The organism is Mixta sp. BE291, from assembly GCF_031457955.1.
Lineage (GTDB): Bacteria > Pseudomonadota > Gammaproteobacteria > Enterobacterales > Enterobacteriaceae > Mixta.
Window position 1 is genome coordinate 130,327 of the sequence record NZ_JAVDXN010000008.1, and the last position, 21,214, is coordinate 151,540.

Consider the following 21,214-nt stretch of genomic DNA (forward strand, 5'->3'; position numbering starts at 1 on the left):
ATCGTTTTGTTCCCGGCCACCTGCGGTTGCTACCGCCAGGTGGCCCGGTGCTGCGGCTGGCCTGCTCTCCTCTTTTCATCTGTTGCAGAAGGATCCTGAAATGGCAAAATCCGCATTGTGGTGGCAGCGTGACGCCCTGAAGTGGCTGGTTCTTGCCCTGTGTGTGATGATAACCGGCTATCTGGTTGTTCTGATGTATGCCCAGGGCGAATACCTGTTCGCTATTGTCACGCTGATACTGCTCAGCAGCGGCCTGATTGTGTTCTTCCGCCGCCGTGCGCAAGCGTGGCGCTACGTCTGGCCCGGACTGGCAGGTATGATGCTGTTTGTCCTGTTCCCGCTGGCCTGCACTATCGCCATCGCCTTTACCAACTACAGCAGCACTAACCAGCTCTCTTTTGAGCGGGCGCGTCAGGTGCTGATGGATCGCCAGTTTCAGGCAGGCGACAGCTACGCTTTTTCCCTCTGGTCAACGGCGGATAAAGAGTGGCGACTGCTGCTAAAAAGCCCGGAAGATAAACAGTTTATTACCCCGCCCTTCTCGCTTGCCGGTAAAGGTGAGCAAACACTTACTCTTACGCAAACACAGCAGGAACCTGCGGGCAAGCGCGCCATGCTGCGTGATATTACCCAAAACCGGCAGGCGCTTGCGCAGTTAACCGCTCACTTACCGGACGGCACCCAGCTGCGCATGAGTTCGCTGCGCCAGTTCTCCGGCACCCAGCCACTTTATCGTCTCGGCGAGGATAATTCGCTGACCGACAAGCAAACCGGCAAAGTCTGGTATGCCAATGACGATACCGGTTTTTGGCAGGCGAAAGATGCAAATCTTCAGTGGACCAGCGAAAAGCTCAGCCCAGGCTATACGGTCGCGGTCGGCTGGGACAACTTCCTGCGCGTATTAACGGATAAAGGCATTCAGCAGCCTTTTATCGCTATTTTTATCTGGACGGTGATTTTCGCCGCGCTCACGGTGCTGCTGACCGTGGCGGTCGGCATGGTGTTGGCCTGTCTGATGCAGTGGGAAGCGCTCAAAGGACGTGCGGTATATCGCCTGTTGATGATCCTGCCCTATGCGGTTCCGGCCTTTATTTCCATCCTGATTTTCAAAGGGTTGTTTAACCAGAGCTTTGGCGAGATCAACATGATGCTTGATGGCCTGTTTGGCATCAAACCTGCCTGGTTCAGCGACCCGGCGATGGCGCGCACCATGCTGGTGATTGTGAATACCTGGCTTGGCTACCCCTACATGATGATTCTCTGTATGGGGCTGCTGAAAGCGATTCCCGATGATCTGTATGAAGCCTCGGCGCTGGATGGCGCCACGCCGATGCAGAACTTCTTCCGCATTACGCTGCCGTTGCTGATTAAGCCGTTAACGCCGCTGATGATCGCCAGCTTCGCCTTTAACTTTAATAACTTCGTACTGATTTTGCTGCTGACCGACGGCGGGCCAGACCGGCTGGGCACCACGACCCCGGCGGGCTATACCGACCTGCTGGTCAGCTACACCTGGCGCATCGCCTTTGAAGGCGGCGGCGGTCAGGATTTCGGTCTGGCGGCCGCCATCGCCACGCTGATTTTCCTGCTGGTCGGCGCGCTGGCGCTGTTTAACCTGCGATTCACCCGCATTAAAACGGATTAAGGAGCGAAATATGGCGATGGTGCAACCTAAATCACAAAAGCTGCGGCTGGCGCTGACACATCTGCTGCTGCTCGGCTTTATTGTGTTGATTATGTATCCGCTGTTGATGGTGGTGGCGATTTCCCTGCGCCCCGGCAACTATGCCATCGGCAGCCTGCTGCCGGAGCATATCTCCTGGGATCACTGGAAGCTGGCGCTGGGCTTCACCGTTACGCACGAAAACGGCAGCGTGACGCCGCCGCCGTTTCCGGTGCTGCTATGGCTGTGGAACTCGGTAAAAGTTGCCGCCATCACCGCCGTAGGGATTGTGGCGCTTTCCACCACCTGCGCCTATGCTTTTGCCCGCATGCGCTTTCGCGGCAAGGCGACGTTGCTGAAAGGAATGCTTATATTTCAGATGTTTCCCGCTGTACTTTCGCTGGTAGCGCTTTATGCTCTGTTCGACCGTTTAGGGCAGTACATTCCCTTTCTCGGCCTGAATACCCACGCCGGGCTGGTCTTTGCTTACCTCGGCGGTATCGCGTTACACGTCTGGACGATTAAAGGCTACTTTGAAACCATTGACGGTTCGCTGGAAGAAGCAGCGGCGCTGGACGGCGCGACGCCATGGCAGGCTTTCCGCTTGATTTTACTGCCGCTTTCCGTGCCCATCCTCGCCGTGGTGTTTATTTTGTCGTTTATCGCTGCCGTGACGGAAGTTCCCGTCGCTTCGCTGCTGCTGCGTGATGTGAACAGCTATACGCTGGCGGTCGGGATGCAGCAATACCTGAATCCGCAGAACTATCTGTGGGGCGATTTTGCCGCAGCGGCGGTGCTGTCTGCGCTGCCGATTACGTTGGTGTTCCTGCTGGCGCAGCGCTGGCTGGTTAGCGGGCTGACCGCTGGCGGCGTGAAGGGTTAAGCTTTTTTATTGCCGTTGTTGCCTTTGTTGTTATTGCCACTGCTAAGTTGTGTCCTGTGTATATTCAGGCGGCCAAGAGGCCGCCTTTTTTTATTCGCGTTTCAGGCGATTGCTGTTGGCCAGCCATAGCGTGATCACCAGAATCAAAATAGCGCTGGAATAGCAGAGCGTGTCGAACGGGTTTTTATGGTCGACCACGATCAGCCGGATAATCGCCGTGATGCCGATATAGATAAAATAGCGCAGCGGAAAATGGTATCCCGACTGGAAATATTTCACGATCAGAGCAAGAAACTCAAAATAGAGAAACCAAATCACAATGCCTTCCACCAACAAATAGGCCGAGGCGGCTTCGCCGGTATTCAGTAATACGTTAGCCAGGTGAATGGTCTCTTTGCCGAGGAAAACGATCAAAATGATCCCCAGAAACAACAGTCCCACGTTTAATATCCACTGCAGAACAGTGGCAATCATTTTCTCACTACTCATTGTTGGTCCTTTTTGCGTGCAAGGTAACCGGCATCTGCCGTGCTGACATCATGACAGAATGTGACCAACATCACATTATGCGCTGCATAAAAAAACGCCCTGACCGTAGCCAGAGCGTTGTGATAAACGCACAACCAAAGCACTAATCAACGAAAGTGGCTATCGCGGTCGCTGGTCATGTCATACAGCTGATATTTACGGCCCAGCATCTGTCCGCCATCGCGCGTCAACGGCGTCCAGTTAACCTGAGCGCGACCACGGTTATGGGTAACGGTAAACAGATCCATCGGCACGGAAATATAGAACCCTTTGGTGAAGTTGCCTTCGCCATACGCGTCGCCGGAAACGTTGGTTAAGGTGGCATAAGCGCCCACCGTCACGCCGCTGTCGAAGCGTTTTGCGATGTCGATGGTGCCGCCTTTATCCTTCGCCAGATATTCGCCCACGCTCATTTTCACCAGCACATTATTCATAAACCACGGCTGCCAGTAGGCGGTAAGATGCCCGGTCGGCGCTTTGTAGTTGGTGAACTTCATCATGTTGTTCCAGTCGCGCTGCTTAACGTAGTTGGCATCGACGCCCACTGCCCAGCTGGAATCGAGTGGACGATAGAGCACCTCCGCCCCCACGCCGCCATACATGGTTTCCAGATAGCCGCCATACATCTGACCATAAAAACCGTTGCCCAGCGCCTGGAACCAGTTCGCCTGCAGGTTATTCACGTAAACGTTATTTTCTACATAGTCGCGAATGTGGGTGCGCACGCGCGGCAGCGAAGAGTCGTTCGGCCGTCCGTCATAATTAAATTTATCGTAGTTATTGGCGAGGTTGGCAAAGACGCCGCCGCCCACTAGCAGATGCTGCGTCAGCCAGTAATCGGCATTGGCATTGACGCCCGCCTGATACATGTAGAAGCTTTCCGGGCCGCCGACCGACTGATTCAGTACCGGCGAAATGCCGTAGCTGAAGCGCGCTTTCTCGATATAGTAGCCCTGCTCGGTTTCACCCGGATCGATCGGATTCACGCGGCGTTGCGCCAGCGGCTGCTCATGTCCCAGCGGATAACCTTCCAGCTGCTGACGCAGGCTGTTGACGTTGGTTTCCGTGGTGACCTGCGGCAGGTTGTAACGCGTTTGCGTCACGCGCAGCGTATCGACATTTTCCGGCAGGCCATTCATCAGGATCAGATTGGCGCGATCGACGCCCTCCTGGGTATTGCGATATTTCACCTGCTCGCCGGTGACATAGAGCGTGCGATCTTTCACCTGCAGATTAGGCGCATCCAGACCGGCGTTATATTTCAGCTGCGTTAGCTGGTTCGCCGCCGTTGTATGCTGTAGCGTTTCCGGCTGGGGCTGCGGCTGATAGCGCGGCCTGGCGCTGTCGACATGATGCGTGTTTAACGCGTTGAAATTGCTGCGCAGAGTAAAGCCGAAGGTGAAGGTGTTGCCACGTTCATAGCTGGCGTTAATATCGGCCCAGTCGGTCAGACGATAGATTGCGCCGACGTTAACTTTGCTACGCTGCTCCAGACGGCCAGCATAATCGCCCTGATAGTCGTTGCCTTCATATTCCAGCTTCAGGCGCAGCGGCTGCCACGGCGTCTGATATTCAATGCCGCCGAAAATCGAGGTCGGTCCTTTAAACAGATCATCGCCGTTTACCGAACCCGCCGAGCCGAAGCCGGTGCGGCGATGACAGTATTTATCGTCATAGCTGCAGAACGGGTTTTTGATATTGCCGCTGTTGCCGAGATAGCCCCAGCCAATGCCCAGGGTGAAGTCGAGCGGTCCCCAGGCCTTGCTCGCCACCAGATATTCGCTGTCGAACAGCCCGGTACCGCCTAAATCACGCGTGCCCACCGCCACTTCCGGCAGCCAGTAACCTTCCTGCCAGAGCCGCAGTTTGAGATCGAAAGCCTTATCTTTATAACTTTGATCGCCGCTAAAGCCCTCTACCCGGCTGTAAAGCCGCGTGCGAACATCGGTATAACGTACGGTGGTTTCCAGCCACGGAAACAGCATCAGCGAAGCGGAGTAAAAGCGATATTGATCGTTATTACGGTAGTTAAGGCTGAACTCGCCCTCTTTCGCCATGCGCGCCGTTGGCACCTGCATCAGGCCGACGCCGCCGAAATCTGACTGTGAAGGGCCGATCGGCTCGCCCCATGTCGCCGCCTGCGCCTGGCAGGCCGCCGCTACGCAAACAGCGAGCAGGCTGAGAAGCATATGTGTTTTCATCAGTCAGGGATCCGGTGCGTCAAAACAGAAATGATTTGCTGGTTAAGGTCGTGGTATTCGCCCGGCAGCGCCCAGGAAGAGAAGCCAAGATAGATGGTGCTGCCCGGCGCGACTTCGATATGGCGGTGATTCCAGTAGGCAATCGGCACTTCTTGCGTGGCGCCATCGGGCGCGATCACCGTCGCCATATTGCGCTCTGCGCCGCTCAGGCGTGCATGCCCGGCGAGGTAATCGCGCGTCGCGCGCCCCGGCTGCCATACCGCTTTGCCGCTGCCGCTAATGGCGCCTGCCAGCGTGATGCGGGTAGGCCGTTGCAGGGTATAAAGGCTGTACTCCCCTTGCAGGCTACGGTTGGCCTCCGGACGCAGCCGTACCCAGTCAGGATCGAGCGAGGTAAACTGCCTTCCGGTAACCCGCACCGTTTTGAGCTGCTGCAAGACGGTATTGATCGCCGCCGCCCGCTCGCCCTCTTCGCTTGCCGCCCAGCGCTGTAATCGTGCCAGCGTCTGCTGATAGTGCTGCTGCGCCGCTGCGGTTGCCAGCGGTTCGGCAATCACCGTACCGGGCCACCAGCTGCGATCTTTCAGCGCCGGGCTGGCAAGCAGCTGAGCGAGGTTTTGCGCATCGCTAACCACGGCGGTTTGCGCGCTTCCGGGGTAATAGATCGTGACCTGGCTATCCGCCAACGCGTTAAATGAGAGGCCGGTAAGCAGACCGGCTAAAGCAAGAATGTTTTTCATGATTTTGCTGGCTTCAGAATGGTGATCTCGACCGGCAGCGTATCCGCTCCCACCTGCTGTGCGCTCTGGCGCACCTCGCCGCTGCTGGCATCAATCCAGAAGGTGTTTTGCCATTGCGCGCCGCTCGCCGTGAGGGTGATCTCTTCATGCCAGACGCGGCAGGGAATTTGATGGCCCGCCAGCGTCAGCACGTCGTCCTGGCCCCGGCTGAAACGTGAAACCGCGCTGCTGGCGCGTAGCTGACCGTTCTCTGTCCAGCTCATGATGCGCGTCCAGCTGTCGCCTTCATGAATGCGTAGCGGATGCGCTAACGGATCCTGTTGCAGGTTATCCACCTCCAGCAGGTTGTCGCTCAGGCCAAGCGTTTTCACCAGGCGGCCCTGCTGCGTAACCAGCATCGCCCGATTCTGCGTGACCCATTTCTGCTGGCCCTGTTCGGCGTAGCCCAGCACCAGGAAAATGCGCTGGCCGCCGTTGATACGCAAATACATGCTGGCGTAAGGCAATGATTCTATTTTTTCATCCGATACGGTGACATCGTCCGGGCCCATCACCGCCAGCTTCGCGGTATCAACCAGCCCCTGTTGCGTTTGTGAGCACGCTTGTAACAACAGACAAAGAAACAGCAATGGAATATGGCGCACCTGTCTATCCCTGTGTGAATTCAGCAAAGTCAAAAAATAACCACACGGACGTGTGGTTATGATTAAAAACCGCGTTAGCGGGTGGTGCTGGTCGTGGTTGTGGTGGTGGTTCCGGTATTGGTTCCATCTCCGCCGCCGGATGCCACCAGGCCAACGCCTAACAGCGCGCCAACGGCTCCGATACCCACGGCTGTGGTGCTGCCTGCGGAAATGGCTCCCGCTTCAGCGCCCGCGGCTGCCCCGGCTTCAACCGGAGCGGCAAAGGCGGCCGAACCGGATGCCAGATACAGCGCAACGGCTGTGGCACAGACTATTTTTTTCATACTGAATGTCCCTTCATGAAATGAATGGATTACCTGCCTGGAGTGTTCCAGGCGGGCCCAGTATAGGGCAACAAATTACCAGAAATTAGAGCGCAGCGGTGCGGAGAACAAGCGAATGGAAACTGGCATGAAAAACTATAAAATAAGCAAGAAACTTAATTAAAAAACCAGAAATAAGTAATTATCTGAAATTAAAAACCATAATATAAATAATATTAAGGATAATTCAATTACAGGTGCATTTTGGTTAAATAACATTCACCTCTGGTCATTTACCCGGCAAATAAAATAGGTTTATCGCTACTTTTCAATGCATTAAACTTAAATGAGCCTGTTTTTAGTGCCACTTTTAACCAGACAGCTTTAGGAGTAATCCTGCGTTAATTTTCGGCGCTAAATCGCTTTTTAGGAATTTGCTTAAAGCAAAACGGCAAATTTCGCTAACGATGCAGCCAGGCATCAATGGCAAAAAACCGCTTTTTTACTCTTCAACTGGCGCGAGTAACAAAAAAGGCGCCGGTCAGGGCGCCTTTATCAATTTCAGCTGCGCTTAACGCCAGGCTTTGTAGAGGTTGATCAGGCCATTGGTGGAACTGTCATGGCTGTTCACCTCTTCATTGCTTTCCAGCTCAGGCAGAATACGGTTCGCCAGCTGTTTGCCCAGCTCAACGCCCCACTGGTCAAAGGTGAAGATATTGAGGATTGCGCCCTGGGTAAAGATTTTATGCTCATACAGCGCAATCAGCGCGCCCAGGCTATACGGCGTGATTTCACGCAGCAGAATAGAGTTAGTTGGACGATTGCCCTCAAACACTTTAAACGGCGCAACATGTTCAACGGATTGCGCATCTTTGCCCGCATCGGCAAACTCTTTTTCCACCACGTCGCGTGATTTACCAAAGGCCAGCGCTTCGGTCTGAGCGAAGAAGTTAGAAAGCAGCTTAGCGTGATGATCGCCCAGCGCGTTATGGGTCATCGCCGGAGCGATAAAATCACACGGCACCAGCTTGGTGCCCTGATGGATCAGCTGATAGAACGCGTGCTGACCGTTGGTGCCCGGCTCGCCCCAGATAATCGGGCCGGTTTGATAAGAGACCGGATTGCCGTTGCGATCGACATACTTACCGTTGGACTCCATATTGCCCTGCTGGAAGTAGGCAGCAAAGCGATGCATGTACTGGTCATACGGCAGGATCGCTTCGGTTTCGGCACCGAAGAAGTTGTTGTACCAGATGCCGATCAGCGCCAGCAGTACCGGTAAGTTCTGCTCCGCCGGAGTTTGCGCAAAGTGCTGATCCATCGCATGCGCGCCGCTCAGCAGCTGTTCGAAATGCTCGAAGCCCACGGAAAGGATGATAGAAAGACCAATCGCTGACCACAAAGAATAGCGGCCGCCAACCCAGTCCCAGAACTCAAACATATTGGCGGTATCAATACCGAACTTAGCGACTTCTTGCGCGTTGGTAGAGAGCGCGGCAAAGTGTTTCGCCACCTGCTGCTCATCGCCCGCCGCTTTCAGGAACCAGTCACGCGCGCTATGGGCGTTGGTCATGGTTTCCTGCGTGGTAAAGGTTTTAGACGCAACCAGGAACAGCGTGGTTTCCGGGCTCACTTTTTTCAACGTTTCGGCGATATGGGTGCCGTCCACGTTAGAAACAAAGTGCATGTTCAGATGGTTTTTGTAGGGGCGCAGCGCTTCGGTCACCATATAAGGGCCGAGATCGGAACCGCCGATACCGATGTTAACCACATCGGTAATCGCCTTGCCGGTATAACCTTTCCACTCGCCGCTGATGATGCGTTCAGAGAAGGATTTCATCTTCTCCAGCACCGCGTTCACTTCCGGCATCACATCTTTGCCATCCACCAGGATGGGCGTATTGCTGCGGTTGCGCAGCGCCACGTGCAGTACCGCGCGATCTTCAGTGCGGTTGATCTTCTCGCCGGAGAACATCGATTTGATCGCACCCGCCAGATCCGTCTCTTTTGCCAGCGCCTGTAATTTTTCCAGGGTTTCTGTCGTGATACGGTTTTTTGAGAAATCCACCAGCATCTGGTCATCAAAGGAGGCGGAGAATTTCGCAAAACGATCGCTTTCCTGAGCAAACAGGTCGGCAATGCGTACATCTTTCATCTGTTCGTAATGCTGCTGCAGGGCCTGCCAGGCAGCGGTTTGCGTCGGATTAATATTTTTCATGGCAACACTCTTATGTTTTAACAACCGTAATTCTGACCGGACGTCATCTTACCTGTTGAGCATGACTGACTTTCCTTTTCCTGCAACAGGTTACGACGATTGTAGCGGTGAGCGCATGCTAGCTTTCTCTCACCCTTTGCCCGGGACTCATTATAATTCAGGCTGCGACGACAATAGCCGCAAGGTATTTCAGTATGACGATTCTTACCCTTGAAAGGAAAAAATTTTATGCCGCTTTCTGCTCCATTATTATTGGTGATCATCGGCTTCAGTTCGCTGATGGCCCAGTGGATCGCCTGGTTACTGCGGCTGCCAGCGATTTTACCGCTGTTGGTTTTCGGAATCATACTGGGTCCGGTAACGCACGTTTTGCAGCCTGATGCGCTATTTGGCGACCTGCTGTTCCCTCTGGTTTCGCTGTCAGTGGCGATCATTCTTTTCGAAGGCGCGCTGACGCTGCGCCTTGATGAAATTCGCGGCCTTGGCGGCGTGGTGCGCAACCTGATGGTGATCGGCATGCCGGTGACCTTCATTGTTATCAGCCTCGCCTGCTGGCTGCTGTTGAACTTTCCCCCTGAGCTGGCGGCATTGGTTGGCGCGGTGACGGTAGTCACGGGGCCGACAGTGATCGCGCCGCTGATGCGCGTGGTGCGCCCCAATGCGGCGATTAACCAGGTGCTGCGCTGGGAAGGTATCGTTATCGATCCGGTGGGCGCTATTTTTACCCTGCTGGTGTTTGAATTCATTGTGCTGCGTCAGCATGCTGAATCGCTATCGCATCTGTTCTGGACGCTGGGCGTTACGGCGGCGGTGGGGCTTAGCCTCGGCGCGCTGGTCGGCTGGCTGCTGGGTATCGCCCTGAAGCGCGTCTGGCTACCGGGTTACCTGCAAAATTTCGGCGTGCTGGCGATTGTGCTGACCACGTTCGGCGTTTCTAACGCGCTGGCCGATGAGTCAGGCCTGCTGACCGTGACCGTCATGGGCATCTGGCTGGCTAACATGCGCGATGTGGATCTGCGCGACATTATCGCCTTTAAAGAGGAGCTATCAGCGCTGCTGATCTCCGGCCTGTTTATTATTCTCGCCGCCCGGCTGGATATTGGCGCATTGCTCTCTCTGGGCTGGCCGCTGGTGGCGGTGCTGCTGGTGGTGCAGTTTGTCGCCCGGCCGTTGTGTATCGCGCTTTCTACCTGGGGATCGTCGCTGCACTGGCGCGATCGGATGCTGCTAAGCTGGATCGCCCCGCGCGGCATTGTGGCGGCGGCGGTCAGTTCGCTGTTTGCTCTGACGTTAGCGCGTAGCGGCTACGCGCAGGCTGACCGGCTGGTGACGGTGGTGTTCGCCGTGATTATCGGCACCGTGGTTTTACAAAGTTTGACCAGCGCCCCGCTGGCGCGCTGGCTGCGCGTCCAGCAGCAGCGCCCGCGTGGCGTGTTGATTATCGGTGCCAACGCCGTCGCGCGGGCGCTGGCGCTGGCGTTACAGCGGCTGGAGATCCCGGTGATGCTTACCGACAGCAGTTGGGAATATTATCGTCAGGCCAGAATGGAAGGGATTCCCGCTTATTATGGCAATGCCTGGTCTGAACATGCGGAGAACTACCTCGATCTCAGCGATATCGCGCAAGTGCTGGCGCTGTCGCCGAACCGACATCAAAATGCGTTGGCGGTTTATCACTTCAGTCATATTTTCGGCGCGACGAAGGTGGCTTCTGTGCGCTCTGGCTCGTCGCTGCTCGGTCGCCGCGACAGCGAAAGCCCGCGCTTCCGCCGCCATGAAACGCTGTTCGGCGCAGAGCAAACCTATGGCCATCTGAGCACGCTGCTGGCGAAAGGCGCGACCATCAAAGCGACGCAGCTGACGGAAAATTTCGGCTGGCAGGATTACCTGACAACGCACCCAGGCGTGGTCCCGCTATTTGCGCTGAAAGAGAACGGCCAGCTGGCGATTATGGGCAACGCGCCGCCGCCGGAAGTGCCCTGTACGCTGATTGCGCTGGTACAAGTTGAGAATTCTTCAAATGCCAGTGATTGACAGCGGCGGCAGAACCCGATATTTGTAAACGGTTACTTGCGCAGCGATGCGCAAGCCAGAAGAGGCGCGTCGCCCAGGTAGTGTGTCAGAGGAGCCGTATCCGGTGAAGACACATCAGGGGGAGCGACGCCGAGGCCCTCTCTCCACGGCGGAAAGAAGGTCGACTGCAGAGGCTGAATCCTCTGGGTTGTCACCAGGCGCGTGCGACAGTCGGACGCGCCGCAAGGTGGGGCGCTTCTGGGTGCTCGTAGTTGTTCCTCTCTACGTCTGCCCCGTTTCTGCTCTTCCCTTGTGCCAAGGCTGATGGAATTGAACCTGACACGGGGTATCTATGTTGCAATCTGAATTAATCGTCGCAAAATTTGGCGGCACCAGCGTCGCCGATTTTACCGCTATGAACCGCAGCGCCGATGTGGTGCTGGGTAACGATCGTGTGCGTCTGGTGGTGCTTTCCGCCTCCGCCGGGATCACCAACCTGCTGGTGGCGCTGGCTGAAGGCCACGAACCGCCGCAACGCTATGCGCTGCTGGATGAGATTCGCCGTATTCAGTACGCCATTGTCGATCGGCTACAGCAGCCGGAGGTGATCCGCGAGGAGATCGACCGCATGCTGGAGAATATCGCCATGCTGTCTGAGGCGGCGGCGCTGACGCCTTCAGCACCGCTGACCGATGAGCTGGTGAGCCACGGCGAGCTGATGTCCACCCTGCTGTTTGTTGAGATCCTGCGCGAGCGCAACGTCGCTGCCGAATGGTTCGACGTGCGCAAAATCATGCGTACCAACGATCGTTTTGGCCGTGCCGAACCCGATGTCAGCGCGCTGGCTGAATTAAGCCGCCAGCAGCTGACGCCAAGGCTGGAGCAGGCGCTGATCGTTACCCAGGGCTTTATCGGTAGCGAAGCGAAAGGCCGCACCACCACGCTGGGCCGGGGCGGTAGCGACTACACCGCCGCGCTGCTGGGCGAAGCGTTGCAGGCGCAGCGCATCGATATCTGGACCGATGTGCCCGGTATCTATACCACCGATCCGCGCATCGTTCCGGCCGCGCAGCGTATCGATAAAATTACCTTTGGCGAAGCGGCGGAAATGGCGACCTTTGGCGCGAAAGTGCTGCATCCGGCAACGCTGCTGCCTGCGGTGCGTAACGATATCCCGGTATTTGTCGGCTCCAGCAAGGATCCTGCGGCCGGTGGCACGCTGGTCTGCAACGAGACGGAAAATCCGCCGTTGTTCCGCGCGCTGGCGCTACGCCGTAAGCAAACGCTGCTGACGCTGCACAGCCTGAACATGCTGCACGCACGCGGCTTTCTGGCTGAGGTATTCGCAATTCTGGCGCGCCACCATATATCCGTGGATCTGATTACCACCTCTGAGGTGAGCGTAGCGCTGACGCTGGATACCACCGGTTCTACCTCTACCGGCGACAGTTTGTTAACCCAGGGGCTGCTGACCGAGCTTTCATCGCTGTGCCGGGTTGAAGTCGAAGAGAATCTGGCGCTAGTGGCATTGATTGGCAATAAGCTGTCGCAGGCGTGCGGCGTCGGCAAAGAGGTCTTCGGCGTGCTGGAACCCTTTAACCTGCGCATGATCTGCTACGGCGCCAGCAGCTATAACCTCTGTTTCCTGGTGCCGGGCAATGATGCGGAACAGGTGGTGCGTACGCTGCATCACAATTTATTTAAATGCTAATGTTTAACGCCGGGGTTACGTGCAGGCATACGCGCTCTGGCGGCCGTTCTCCGGTACTTTTATAAGGACGTTTTATGCTCGCCAGTATCACCCGACTGTTTCCACTATGGGCTGTTTTGCTCTCGGTGGCGGCCTATTTTTTCCCTCATACCTTTATCGGCATCGGCCCGTGGGTTTCTTATCTGCTGATGCTGATTATGTTCGCTATGGGCGTGACCCTGCATATCGATGATTTTAAACGCGTGCTGGTGCGCCCGGCGCCGGTGATCGCCGGAACCTTTTTGCATTATCTGGTGATGCCGCTGGCAGCATGGGGGCTGGCTAAGCTGTTTCAGATGCCGCCCGATCTCGCTGCGGGCATGATTCTGGTGGGCAGCGTCGCCAGCGGTACGGCCTCTAACGTGATGATCTATCTGGCGAAAGGCGACGTGGCGCTGTCGGTCACCATCTCTTCGGTTTCCGCGCTGGTCGGCGTGTTTGCCACGCCGCTGCTGACGCGTTTCTATGTGGATACCCACGTTGAGGTGGATGTGGTCGGCATGCTGCTGAGCATTATTAAAATCGTGGTGATCCCAATCGGCCTTGGCCTGATGGTGCATCACAGCATGAATCGCGTGGTGAAGCGCGTGGAGCCGTGGCTGCCCGCCTTTTCCATGGTATGTATTCTGCTGATCATCAGCGCGGTGGTGGCCGGTAGCCAGGGCTTTATCGGGTCGGTGGGGCTGGTGGTGATTGCAGCGGTGATGCTGCACAACGCTATCGGGCTGCTCGGCGGCTATTGGGGCGGTAAGCTGTTTGGCTTTGATGAGTCAACCTGTCGTACGCTGGCGCTGGAGGTGGGTATGCAGAACTCCGGGCTGGCGGCCACGCTCGGCAAGCTCTACTTCTCACCGCTGGCGGCCCTGCCCGGCGCGCTGTTTTCCGTCTGGCATAACCTTTCCGGCTCGCTGCTGGCGGGTTACTGGTCCGGTAAGCCGGTGAATAAAAAGTAAGCCATCAAGCGTTTGCCAGCCTTATGCGCTGGCAAACGCTGACTCTTCATCCCGCTCATCATTTGGCTGTTCCCAAACGCTGATTCCTCATCGCGTTCACTGTTTGGCTGTTCCCAAACGCTTACTCTTCATCGCGTTCATCGTTTGGCTGTTCCAGCACACTGTAAGCCACCGCGCAAAACAGCGAGTTAAGCCGCTTCATATCGCCCAGCAACCCCAAATGCAGCGAACTGGTTTCGATGCTTTGCACGTTTTTTTGATGCAGACGATCCACATGCTCGTGGGAAAAGCGCCGGTTCATAATACGGAAACGGTGCTTGGCTCGACGCAACCGCTTCGCGCTGGCGATATCACGCGACAAAAACACCGACAGCGCCAGCCGCAGGTTATTCAGCAGCTGTTCATGCAGCTGCTCCAGCTCTTTTAACCCTTCCGGCGAGAAAGCGCGCCGCGCCGCCAGCGACTTGTCCGCTACGTCGCCGCTCATGCGCTCAATAATATCGCCCGCCTGTTCCAGATTAAGCGCCGTTTCGATAATTTCAGCCCAGCGGCGCGAATCTTCCTCAGGCAGATCCTCTTTCGGCATGCGCGCCAGATAGAGTTTGATGGCGGTATACAGCACATCTACATCATCATCCAGCCGACGAATTTCGCGCTCCTGACGCGGTTCGCCATGCATAACCTTATAGAAATTATCCATCATCATTTCCAGCACGTCGCCCATACGCAGGGTTTCACGTGCGGCGTTAGCCAGCGCCAGCGCCGGGGTATCCAGCGCGCTGCGATCGAGATGTTTTGGCTTCAGGCGCGCATCGTTTTCCCGATCGTCCTGGATCAGGCGTTGACACAATCGCGCCATCGGATCGGCAAACGGCACCATGACTACGCAACGGATCAGGTTGTAGAACACATGGAAAAAGATCACCAGCTCCTGATCGTCTACCGGCAATTTATCCAGCCACGGCGACAGCACCTGAATAAACGGCAATACCAGCACGCAGCCAATCGCCTTAAACAGCAGGCTGCCGAGCGCCACGCGCTTGCCGGCGGCGTTGGATCCGCTGTTATTCAGTACCGCCAGCAGCCCACTGCCGAGGTTGGCACCGATAACCAGACACAGGGCGACCTGAAACGAGATGACGCCGGTAGCCGTTAGCGTTGCGGTAAGCAGCACCGCTGCCAGGCTGGAATAGCTGATAATGGCGAACACCGCGCCGATAATCGCATCCAGCATAATATCGCCGGTCAGCGAGGAGAAAATGACCTGAACGCCGGAGGCCTGCGTGATGGGCCGCGCTGCCTCAACCACCAGCTGCAGCGCCAGCAAGATTAAGCCAAGCCCGATGCTGGCGCGCCCCAGCTGACCTGCGCGCGTCTGCTTCCGCCCTAAAAAGAACACCACGCCGAAAAAGATAAACAGCGGCGACAGCCAGGCGAGATCGAAGGTCAGCAGCCGCGCCATCAGCGCCGTACCGACATCGGCCCCCAGAATGATCACCAGCGCGGGCGTCAAGCCAACCAGGTTTTGCGCCACAAATGAGGTGACCAGCAGCGTGGTGGCGTTGCTGCTCTGCACCAGCGCCGTGACGCCGATACCGGCAATAAACGCCATCGGTTTTTTCTCTACGCTGCGGCTGAGCACGCGCCGCAAATCAGCGCCGTAAACGCGCATAATGCCGGTGCGTACAATATGGGTTCCCCATATCAGCAGCGCCACCGCAGAAAGTAAATTAAGCAGAGTTAACACGGCTATCTGACTCCTTCATGTCGGATTGCAAAAGTGCTGACAATCCGCCCAGCGGGAAATGTGACCAATAAAAAACGTTTCTTATACGCGCCGCAGGGTCCTGTTTTCGTTTATTTTTCAGGGGGGTTAACGCGGGGATGAGTCTATTAAATATAGACCACCCGAGGCGGGCAGGCAGGAAAGTTAGCAGCGGTAGGGCAAGAGGTAGCGCGGATTAGGCAACGCCGCTGACGTATGCCAGCCCTGGAATGGACTGGCGGTGAAGTAGTTAGTCGACATGGTAGCCCTATGCCAGCCCTGGAGTGGGCCGGCAGTGGAGCGATTAGTCGGCGTCGTAACCGAGATGGGACGCCAGCCAGCGTTCTACCTCGGTTACCGTCATACCCTTACGCGCAGCGTAATCCTCAATTTGATCGCGTTGCAGCTGTGCCACGGCAAAGTAGCGGCTGTCAGGATGACTGAAATACCAGCCGGAAACCGACGCGCCGGGCCACATCGCAAAGGATTCGGTGAGCTTCATACCGGTATGAGATTCCACATCCAGCAGCTGCCAGATGGTGGCTTTTTCGGTATGTTCCGGGCAGGCCGGATAGCCCGGCGCGGGTCGAATGCCCTGATAGTTTTCCCGAATCAGCTCCTCATTGCTGAGGTTCTCGTTGGCGGCATAGCCCCAGATAACTTTACGCACCCGTTCATGCAGATATTCGGCAAAGGCTTCAGCCAGACGATCCGCCAGCGCCTTGACCATGATCTTATTGTAATCATCGTGCTGACGATCCCAGGCTTCGGCCAGCGCATCCTCTTCCAGCCCGCCGGTAACGGCAAATGCGCCGAGGTAATCGGCTTTCCCGCTCGCCTTCGGTGCAACAAAATCCGCCAGGCAGTAGTTGGCAAAGCCCACTTTTTCCGTTTGCTGACGCAAATGGCGGCTGACGGCAATCACCTGCGAACGCGCTTCGTCCCGATAGATTTCAATATCATCGCCGACACGGTTCGCCGGGAAGAGACCCACCACACCGCGCGGCGTCAGGCTGCCGTCCGCACTGAGCCGATCGAGCATGGCATTCGCATCGGCAAACAGGCGCTGCGCCTCTTCACCGACCACCTCATCCTCAAGGATGCGCGGATATTTACCCGCCAGCGACCAGGTCATAAAAAACGGCGTCCAGTCGATATAGTGGCGCAGGGTTTCAATCGAGGCTTTCACTTCGCTGACGCCCAGCCGATGCGCCGCTGGCGGCGTATAGTGCTGCCAGTCAAAGGCAAAATCATTTTCACGCGCGGCCTGTAGCGTAACCGGCGGCGTACGCGGTTTTTTCCGCGCATGCTGAATGCGCACCGTTTCATACTCTTTGCGCGTACGGGCGACAAAGCTATCGTGCTGCTCAGGCGACAGCAGCGCCGAGACGACACCAACGGTACGCGAAGCGTTCTGCACGTAAACCGTCGGGCCGCTGTAGTTCTGTTCAATTTTTACTGCGGTATGCGCTTTAGAGGTAGTTGCGCCGCCAATCAACAGCGGCATCGTAAAGCCTTGACGCTCCATCTCCTTCGCCACGTTAACCATTTCATCCAGCGAAGGGGTAATCAGCCCTGACAGGCCAATCATGTCCGCCTGCTCTTCCCGTGCGGTTTTCAGGATCTTTTCCGTCGGCACCATCACGCCAAGATCGATAATTTCATAGTTGTTGCATTGCAGCACCACGCCAACGATATTTTTGCCGATGTCATGCACATCGCCTTTTACCGTTGCCAGCACGATTTTACCGTTGGTGCTGCCGACCGCCTTGCTGGCCTGAATATAAGGTTCCAGCCAGGCGACCGCCTGTTTCATCACGCGCGCCGACTTCACCACCTGCGGCAGGAACATCTTTCCTTCACCAAACAGATCGCCCACCACGTTCATTCCGGCCATCAGCGGCCCTTCGATCACCTCGATAGGCCGTGCCGCCTGCAGGCGCGCCTCCTCGGTATCCTGTTCAATAAATTCTGTGATGCCCTTAACCAGCGAATATTCCAGCCGCTTCGCCACGTCCCAGCTGCGCCATTCCGCCTGCGGTTTGGTGCTGTCGTCCGCCGCCTTGCTGCCACGATATTTTTCCGCCAGCTCCAGCATGCGTTCGGTGCCATCGTCGCGGCGATTTAAAATCACATCTTCGACCGCATCGCGCAGTTCAGCAGGCAGATCGTCATAAATCGCCAGCTGACCGGCGTTTACGATGCCCATATCCATGCCGTTACGGATCGCGTAATAAAGGAAGACCGCGTGAATGGCTTCACGTACCGGATCGTTGCCACGGAAAGAGAACGAGACGTTGGAGACACCGCCGGAGATTAATGCGTGCGGCAATTCACGTTTGATATCTTCACAGGCGCCGATAAAGTCCATCGCGTAGTTATTGTGTTCATCAATCCCGGTGGCCACGGCAAAGATGTTGGGATCGAAAATAATATCTTCCGGCGGGAAACCCACTTCCTGCGTCAGAATGCGATAAGCGCGTCGGCAGATTTCAATTTTACGCGCCCGCGTATCCGCCTGTCCGACCTCATCAAACGCCATCACCACCACTGCCGCGCCATAACGACGTACCAGCCGCGCATGATGGATAAAGGCCTCTACGCCCTCTTTCATCGAAATCGAGTTAACAATGCCTTTGCCCTGAATACACTGCAGCCCTTTTTCAATCACGTCCCATTTTGAGGAGTCGATCATGATTGGCACGCGGGCAATATCGGGCTCACCGGCAATCAGGTTAAGGAAGCGCACCATCGCCGCTTCCGCGTCGAGCATGCCCTCATCCATATTGATATCGATGATTTGCGCGCCGCTCTCTACCTGTTGGCGCGCCACATCCAGCGCTTCGCTGTATTTCTCTTCTTTAATCAGTCGCTTAAACTTTGCTGAGCCGGTAACGTTGGTACGTTCGCCTACGTTCACAAACAGTGAATCCGCACCGATATTCAACGGCTCCAGCCCTGACAGACGACAGGCTACCGGTATCGTTGGCAGCTTACGCGGCGCAACGCCTTCAATCGCCTGCGCCATGGCGGCGATATGGGCTGGCGTGGTGCCGCAGCAGCCGCCGACAATATTTAAAAAGCCCGCGTGCGCCCACTCGGCGATCTGCTCTGCCATCACGTCAGCATCCAGATCGTACTCGCCAAAGGCGTTTGGTAAACCGGCGTTAGGGTGAGCGGTGACGTAGCATTCAGCAAGGCGCGACATTTCAGCCACGTACTGACGCAGCTCATCCGGCCCCAGCGCGCAGTTCAGGCCAAATGAGAGCGGTTCAGCGTGACGCAGCGAATTGTAAAAGGCTTCCGTTGTCTGGCCCGACAGCGTACGGCCTGATGCATCGGTAATGGTGCCGGAAATCATCAGCGGCAGCGTTACGCCCAGCGCGTCGAATTCACTTTGCACCGCGAAAACCGCGGCTTTAGCATTCAACGTGTCGAAAACGGTTTCGATCATGATGATGTCGGCACCGCCTTCAACTAACGCGCGTGTCGATTCACGATAGGCGGTGACCAGTTCATTAAAGGTGACATTACGGAAAGCGGGATCGTTAACGTCGGGTGAGATAGAGCAGGTACGGTTAGTTGGTCCCAGCACACCGGCAACATAGCGCGGACGCTCCGGTGTTTTCGCGCTCCATTCATCGGCACAAGCGCGAGCCAGCTTTGCCGCCTGATAGTTGATCTCTGCCGACAGCGATTCCATATGGTAATCCGCCATCGCAATGGTGGTCGCGTTGAAGGTATTGGTTTCCAGGATGTCCGCGCCCGCTTCAAGATAGGCGTTGTGAATAGCGCGAATAATCTCAGGCTGCGTCAGCACCAACAGATCGTTGTTGCCTTTCAGATCGCTGGCCCAGTCGGCGAAACGGTCGCCCCGATAATCTTGCTCTTCCAGGCGATAGCTCTGGATCATGGTGCCCATGCCGCCGTCCAGCACCATGATGCGCTGTGCAAGCTGCCGATGCAGCATGTCGATTCTGTCAGTCACTCTTGCTCACCTGTGTCGATTATTATTGGCCGCGTTTGTGGCTCAGTCTGGCATAATTTTTGTACGACTCAAAGCCGCCGCTGACGGGCGATTTTTCCAGGAAAGGCGGCTTTATTAATGCGAAGCTGGCGTTATTCCAGAGTGGGATTCATACGCCGCAGGTCATAAGGCGTTATCTGGTAGACGTAATAGTTGAGCCAGTTGGAAAACAGCAGGTTTCCGTGGCTGCGCCAGCTGGCGCTTGGCGGCAGTGCCGGGTTGTTGTGCGGGAAATAGTTGTGCGGGATCGCCGGGTTTAATCCCGCTTCGCTATCGCGCTGGAATTCCCCTGCCAGCGTTAATGCATCATATTCAGGATGACCGGTGACAAAGGCTAACCGCTTATCTTTACTTCCCAGCAGGTAAGGCCCGGCCTGCTCAGATTCTGCGAAGATTTCCAGATCGGTATAGTCCCGAATCAGCTGAGCGGGAAAATCTGCATAGCGGGAGTGCGGCGCAAGGAAGGTATCGTCAAACCCGCGCGTTAACAAGGCATGCGGAGAGAGGATTTGATGCTCATAAACGCCTGACAGCTTGGTGGCACGGGTCTGTTTCGGGATACCGTATAAAATATTAAGCGCCGCCTGGACTGCCCAACAGACAAACAGCGTCGAGGTGACATGCTCTTTCGCCCAGTGCAGTACGCGCTGTATCTGCGGCCAGTAGGCCACATCATGGAAATCAACCAGGCCCAGCGGCGCACCGGTAACAATCAAGCCATCGTAATTGTCATGCTCAATATCTTCAAAGTTGCAGTAGAAATTATTGAGGTGCTCCATCGGCGTGTTACGTGACTCACGGCTGTCGATGCGTAACAGCTGAATATCTATTTGCAACGGGGAGTTAGAGAGTAGACGCAAAAACTGGTTTTCCGTCTCAATCTTTTTTGGCATCAGATTTAATACCAGCACCTTAAGCGGGCGAATTTCCTGCACGCTGGCGCGAGAATGCGTCATCACAAAGACATTCTCATGGCGTAAAAAGTTTACGGCTGGTAATTCATCAGGTACCCGAATTGGCATTGCCTCTCTTCCCCACTATATACGTTTATACGTTTAGACATCCAGATGCCTGAAGATAGCCTGATGGCGTCAGAATGTCGAGACCTCATCCAGTAATTGAAAATGTTTCATTATGGCGCGTTGGGTGGCTGATGAAGGCGGAGCATGCAAAGAAAAGGTTGTTAACGGGCAGGCGACCAGGCTCGCCAGACGCATGGATGTTTAGCGCATCGCGACGTTCGTCTGTTTCATTGAGGTATGGGGTATGGGGTATGGGGTATGGGGTATTTATTATGTTTAAAGGTGGTAATCGGGAGAGTTAACCGGAGTTTTTTTGCAGGTCACAGGTATATAGCGGGCAGCAATCCGCCGCTTTCCGCCGGACCGCAGACACGAAAAAGCCCCAGCTTTCGCTGGGGCTTCGTCGTTTGTTTGATGCCTGGCAGTTCCCTACTCTCGCATGGGGAGGCCCCACACTACCATCGGCGCTGCGGCGTTTCACTTCTGAGTTCGGCATGGGGTCAGG

At 56.0% G+C, this 21,214-nt stretch carries 14 protein-coding genes, 1 rRNA gene and 1 riboswitch; of the genes, 5 read left to right on the forward strand and 10 right to left on the reverse strand.

Annotation, left to right across the window (positions count from 1 at the left end; translation table 11 throughout):
* Positions 1–100 precede the first annotated feature (100 nt).
* Positions 101–1,645, forward strand: a complete 1,545-nt coding sequence (malF, locus tag J2X14_RS17540; protein ID WP_352412463.1) for a maltose ABC transporter permease MalF — start codon at positions 101–103, stop codon at positions 1,643–1,645.
* A 10-nt stretch (positions 1,646–1,655) separates the two neighbouring features.
* Positions 1,656–2,546, forward strand: a complete 891-nt coding sequence (malG, locus tag J2X14_RS17545) for a maltose ABC transporter permease MalG (RefSeq protein ID WP_352412464.1) — start codon at positions 1,656–1,658, stop codon at positions 2,544–2,546.
* 90 nt (positions 2,547–2,636) lie between these two features.
* On the opposite strand, the gene psiE is transcribed toward malG, so the two are convergent.
* The 6 genes from psiE to pgi form a co-directional block, all read right to left on the reverse strand.
* Positions 2,637–3,035, reverse strand: coding sequence for a phosphate-starvation-inducible protein PsiE (psiE, locus tag J2X14_RS17550; RefSeq protein ID WP_352412465.1), 399 nt, complete (start codon positions 3,033–3,035; stop codon positions 2,637–2,639).
* A 146-nt stretch (positions 3,036–3,181) separates the two neighbouring features.
* Entirely contained in the window at positions 3,182–5,275 is a 2,094-nt protein-coding gene (locus tag J2X14_RS17555) for a YjbH domain-containing protein (protein ID WP_352412466.1), read from the reverse strand.
* The gene (locus J2X14_RS17560) at positions 5,275–6,015 is read right to left on the reverse strand and encodes a capsule biosynthesis GfcC D2 domain-containing protein (protein ID WP_352412467.1); all 741 of its coding nucleotides are present in this window, start codon (positions 6,013–6,015) and stop codon (positions 5,275–5,277) included. The genes J2X14_RS17555 and J2X14_RS17560 overlap by 1 nt, the downstream gene beginning before the upstream one ends.
* A complete protein-coding gene (locus tag J2X14_RS17565) occupies positions 6,012–6,659 on the reverse strand; it encodes a YjbF family lipoprotein (RefSeq protein ID WP_352412468.1) in 648 nt (215 codons plus the stop codon). Before J2X14_RS17565 ends, J2X14_RS17560 begins: the two co-directional genes overlap by 4 nt.
* 74 nt (positions 6,660–6,733) lie before the next feature.
* Positions 6,734–6,982 carry an exopolysaccharide production protein YjbE gene (gene yjbE / locus J2X14_RS17570; protein ID WP_352412469.1) on the reverse strand — a complete coding sequence of 83 codons (249 nt, stop codon included), beginning with the start codon at positions 6,980–6,982 and terminating at the stop codon, positions 6,734–6,736.
* A 550-nt stretch (positions 6,983–7,532) separates the two neighbouring features.
* Entirely contained in the window at positions 7,533–9,179 is a 1,647-nt protein-coding gene (gene pgi / locus J2X14_RS17575; protein ID WP_352412470.1) for a glucose-6-phosphate isomerase, read from the reverse strand.
* A 228-nt stretch (positions 9,180–9,407) separates the two neighbouring features.
* Between pgi and J2X14_RS17580 the strand changes: the two genes are divergently transcribed.
* The 3 genes from J2X14_RS17580 to panS all read left to right on the forward strand — a co-directional run bounded on the left by J2X14_RS17580 (position 9,408) and on the right by panS (position 13,895).
* Positions 9,408–11,213 carry a cation:proton antiporter gene (locus J2X14_RS17580; RefSeq protein ID WP_352412471.1) on the forward strand — a complete coding sequence of 602 codons (1,806 nt, stop codon included), beginning with the start codon at positions 9,408–9,410 and terminating at the stop codon, positions 11,211–11,213.
* A 51-nt stretch (positions 11,214–11,264) separates the two neighbouring features.
* Positions 11,265–11,458, forward strand: a riboswitch (Lysine riboswitch).
* 86 nt (positions 11,459–11,544) lie between these two features.
* The gene (gene lysC, locus J2X14_RS17585) at positions 11,545–12,903 is read left to right on the forward strand and encodes a lysine-sensitive aspartokinase 3 (protein ID WP_502890028.1); all 1,359 of its coding nucleotides are present in this window, start codon (positions 11,545–11,547) and stop codon (positions 12,901–12,903) included.
* Positions 12,904–12,977: 74 nt separating this feature from the next.
* On the forward strand, positions 12,978–13,895 hold the full coding sequence (panS, locus tag J2X14_RS17590) for a ketopantoate/pantoate/pantothenate transporter PanS (RefSeq protein ID WP_352412472.1): 918 nt from the start codon (positions 12,978–12,980) through the stop codon (positions 13,893–13,895).
* A 121-nt stretch (positions 13,896–14,016) separates the two neighbouring features.
* Here the strand turns inward: panS and J2X14_RS17595 are convergent, their stop codons facing one another.
* From J2X14_RS17595 to rrf, 4 genes are all read right to left on the reverse strand, one after another.
* Positions 14,017–15,642, reverse strand: coding sequence for a Na/Pi cotransporter family protein (locus J2X14_RS17595; protein WP_352412473.1), 1,626 nt, complete (start codon positions 15,640–15,642; stop codon positions 14,017–14,019).
* 322 nt (positions 15,643–15,964) lie between these two features.
* Complete coding sequence (gene metH / locus J2X14_RS17600; RefSeq protein ID WP_352412474.1) at positions 15,965–19,648, reverse strand: methionine synthase; 3,684 nt, start codon at positions 19,646–19,648, stop codon at positions 15,965–15,967.
* 131 nt (positions 19,649–19,779) lie between these two features.
* On the reverse strand, positions 19,780–20,709 hold the full coding sequence (metA, locus tag J2X14_RS17605) for a homoserine O-acetyltransferase MetA (protein WP_352412475.1): 930 nt from the start codon (positions 20,707–20,709) through the stop codon (positions 19,780–19,782).
* Between the two features lie 416 nt (positions 20,710–21,125).
* Positions 21,126–21,214: ribosomal RNA gene (rrf, locus tag J2X14_RS17610) — 5S ribosomal RNA — on the reverse strand; the annotation flags it as partial.

Coding starts and splice junctions, on each gene's coding strand:
- malF (WP_352412463.1), top strand. CDS start 101: ATGGCAAAATCCGCATTGTGGTGGCAGCGTGACGCCCTGAAGTGGCTG.
- malG (WP_352412464.1), top strand. CDS start 1,656: ATGGCGATGGTGCAACCTAAATCACAAAAGCTGCGGCTGGCGCTGACA.
- psiE (WP_352412465.1), bottom strand. CDS start 3,035: ATGAGTAGTGAGAAAATGATTGCCACTGTTCTGCAGTGGATATTAAAC.
- J2X14_RS17555 (WP_352412466.1), bottom strand. CDS start 5,275: ATGAAAACACATATGCTTCTCAGCCTGCTCGCTGTTTGCGTAGCGGCG.
- J2X14_RS17560 (WP_352412467.1), bottom strand. CDS start 6,015: ATGAAAAACATTCTTGCTTTAGCCGGTCTGCTTACCGGCCTCTCATTT.
- yjbE (WP_352412469.1), bottom strand. CDS start 6,982: ATGAAAAAAATAGTCTGTGCCACAGCCGTTGCGCTGTATCTGGCATCC.
- pgi (WP_352412470.1), bottom strand. CDS start 9,179: ATGAAAAATATTAATCCGACGCAAACCGCTGCCTGGCAGGCCCTGCAG.
- J2X14_RS17580 (WP_352412471.1), top strand. CDS start 9,408: ATGCCGCTTTCTGCTCCATTATTATTGGTGATCATCGGCTTCAGTTCG.
- lysC (WP_502890028.1), top strand. CDS start 11,545: ATGTTGCAATCTGAATTAATCGTCGCAAAATTTGGCGGCACCAGCGTC.
- panS (WP_352412472.1), top strand. CDS start 12,978: ATGCTCGCCAGTATCACCCGACTGTTTCCACTATGGGCTGTTTTGCTC.
- metA (WP_352412475.1), bottom strand. CDS start 20,709: ATGCCAATTCGGGTACCTGATGAATTACCAGCCGTAAACTTTTTACGC.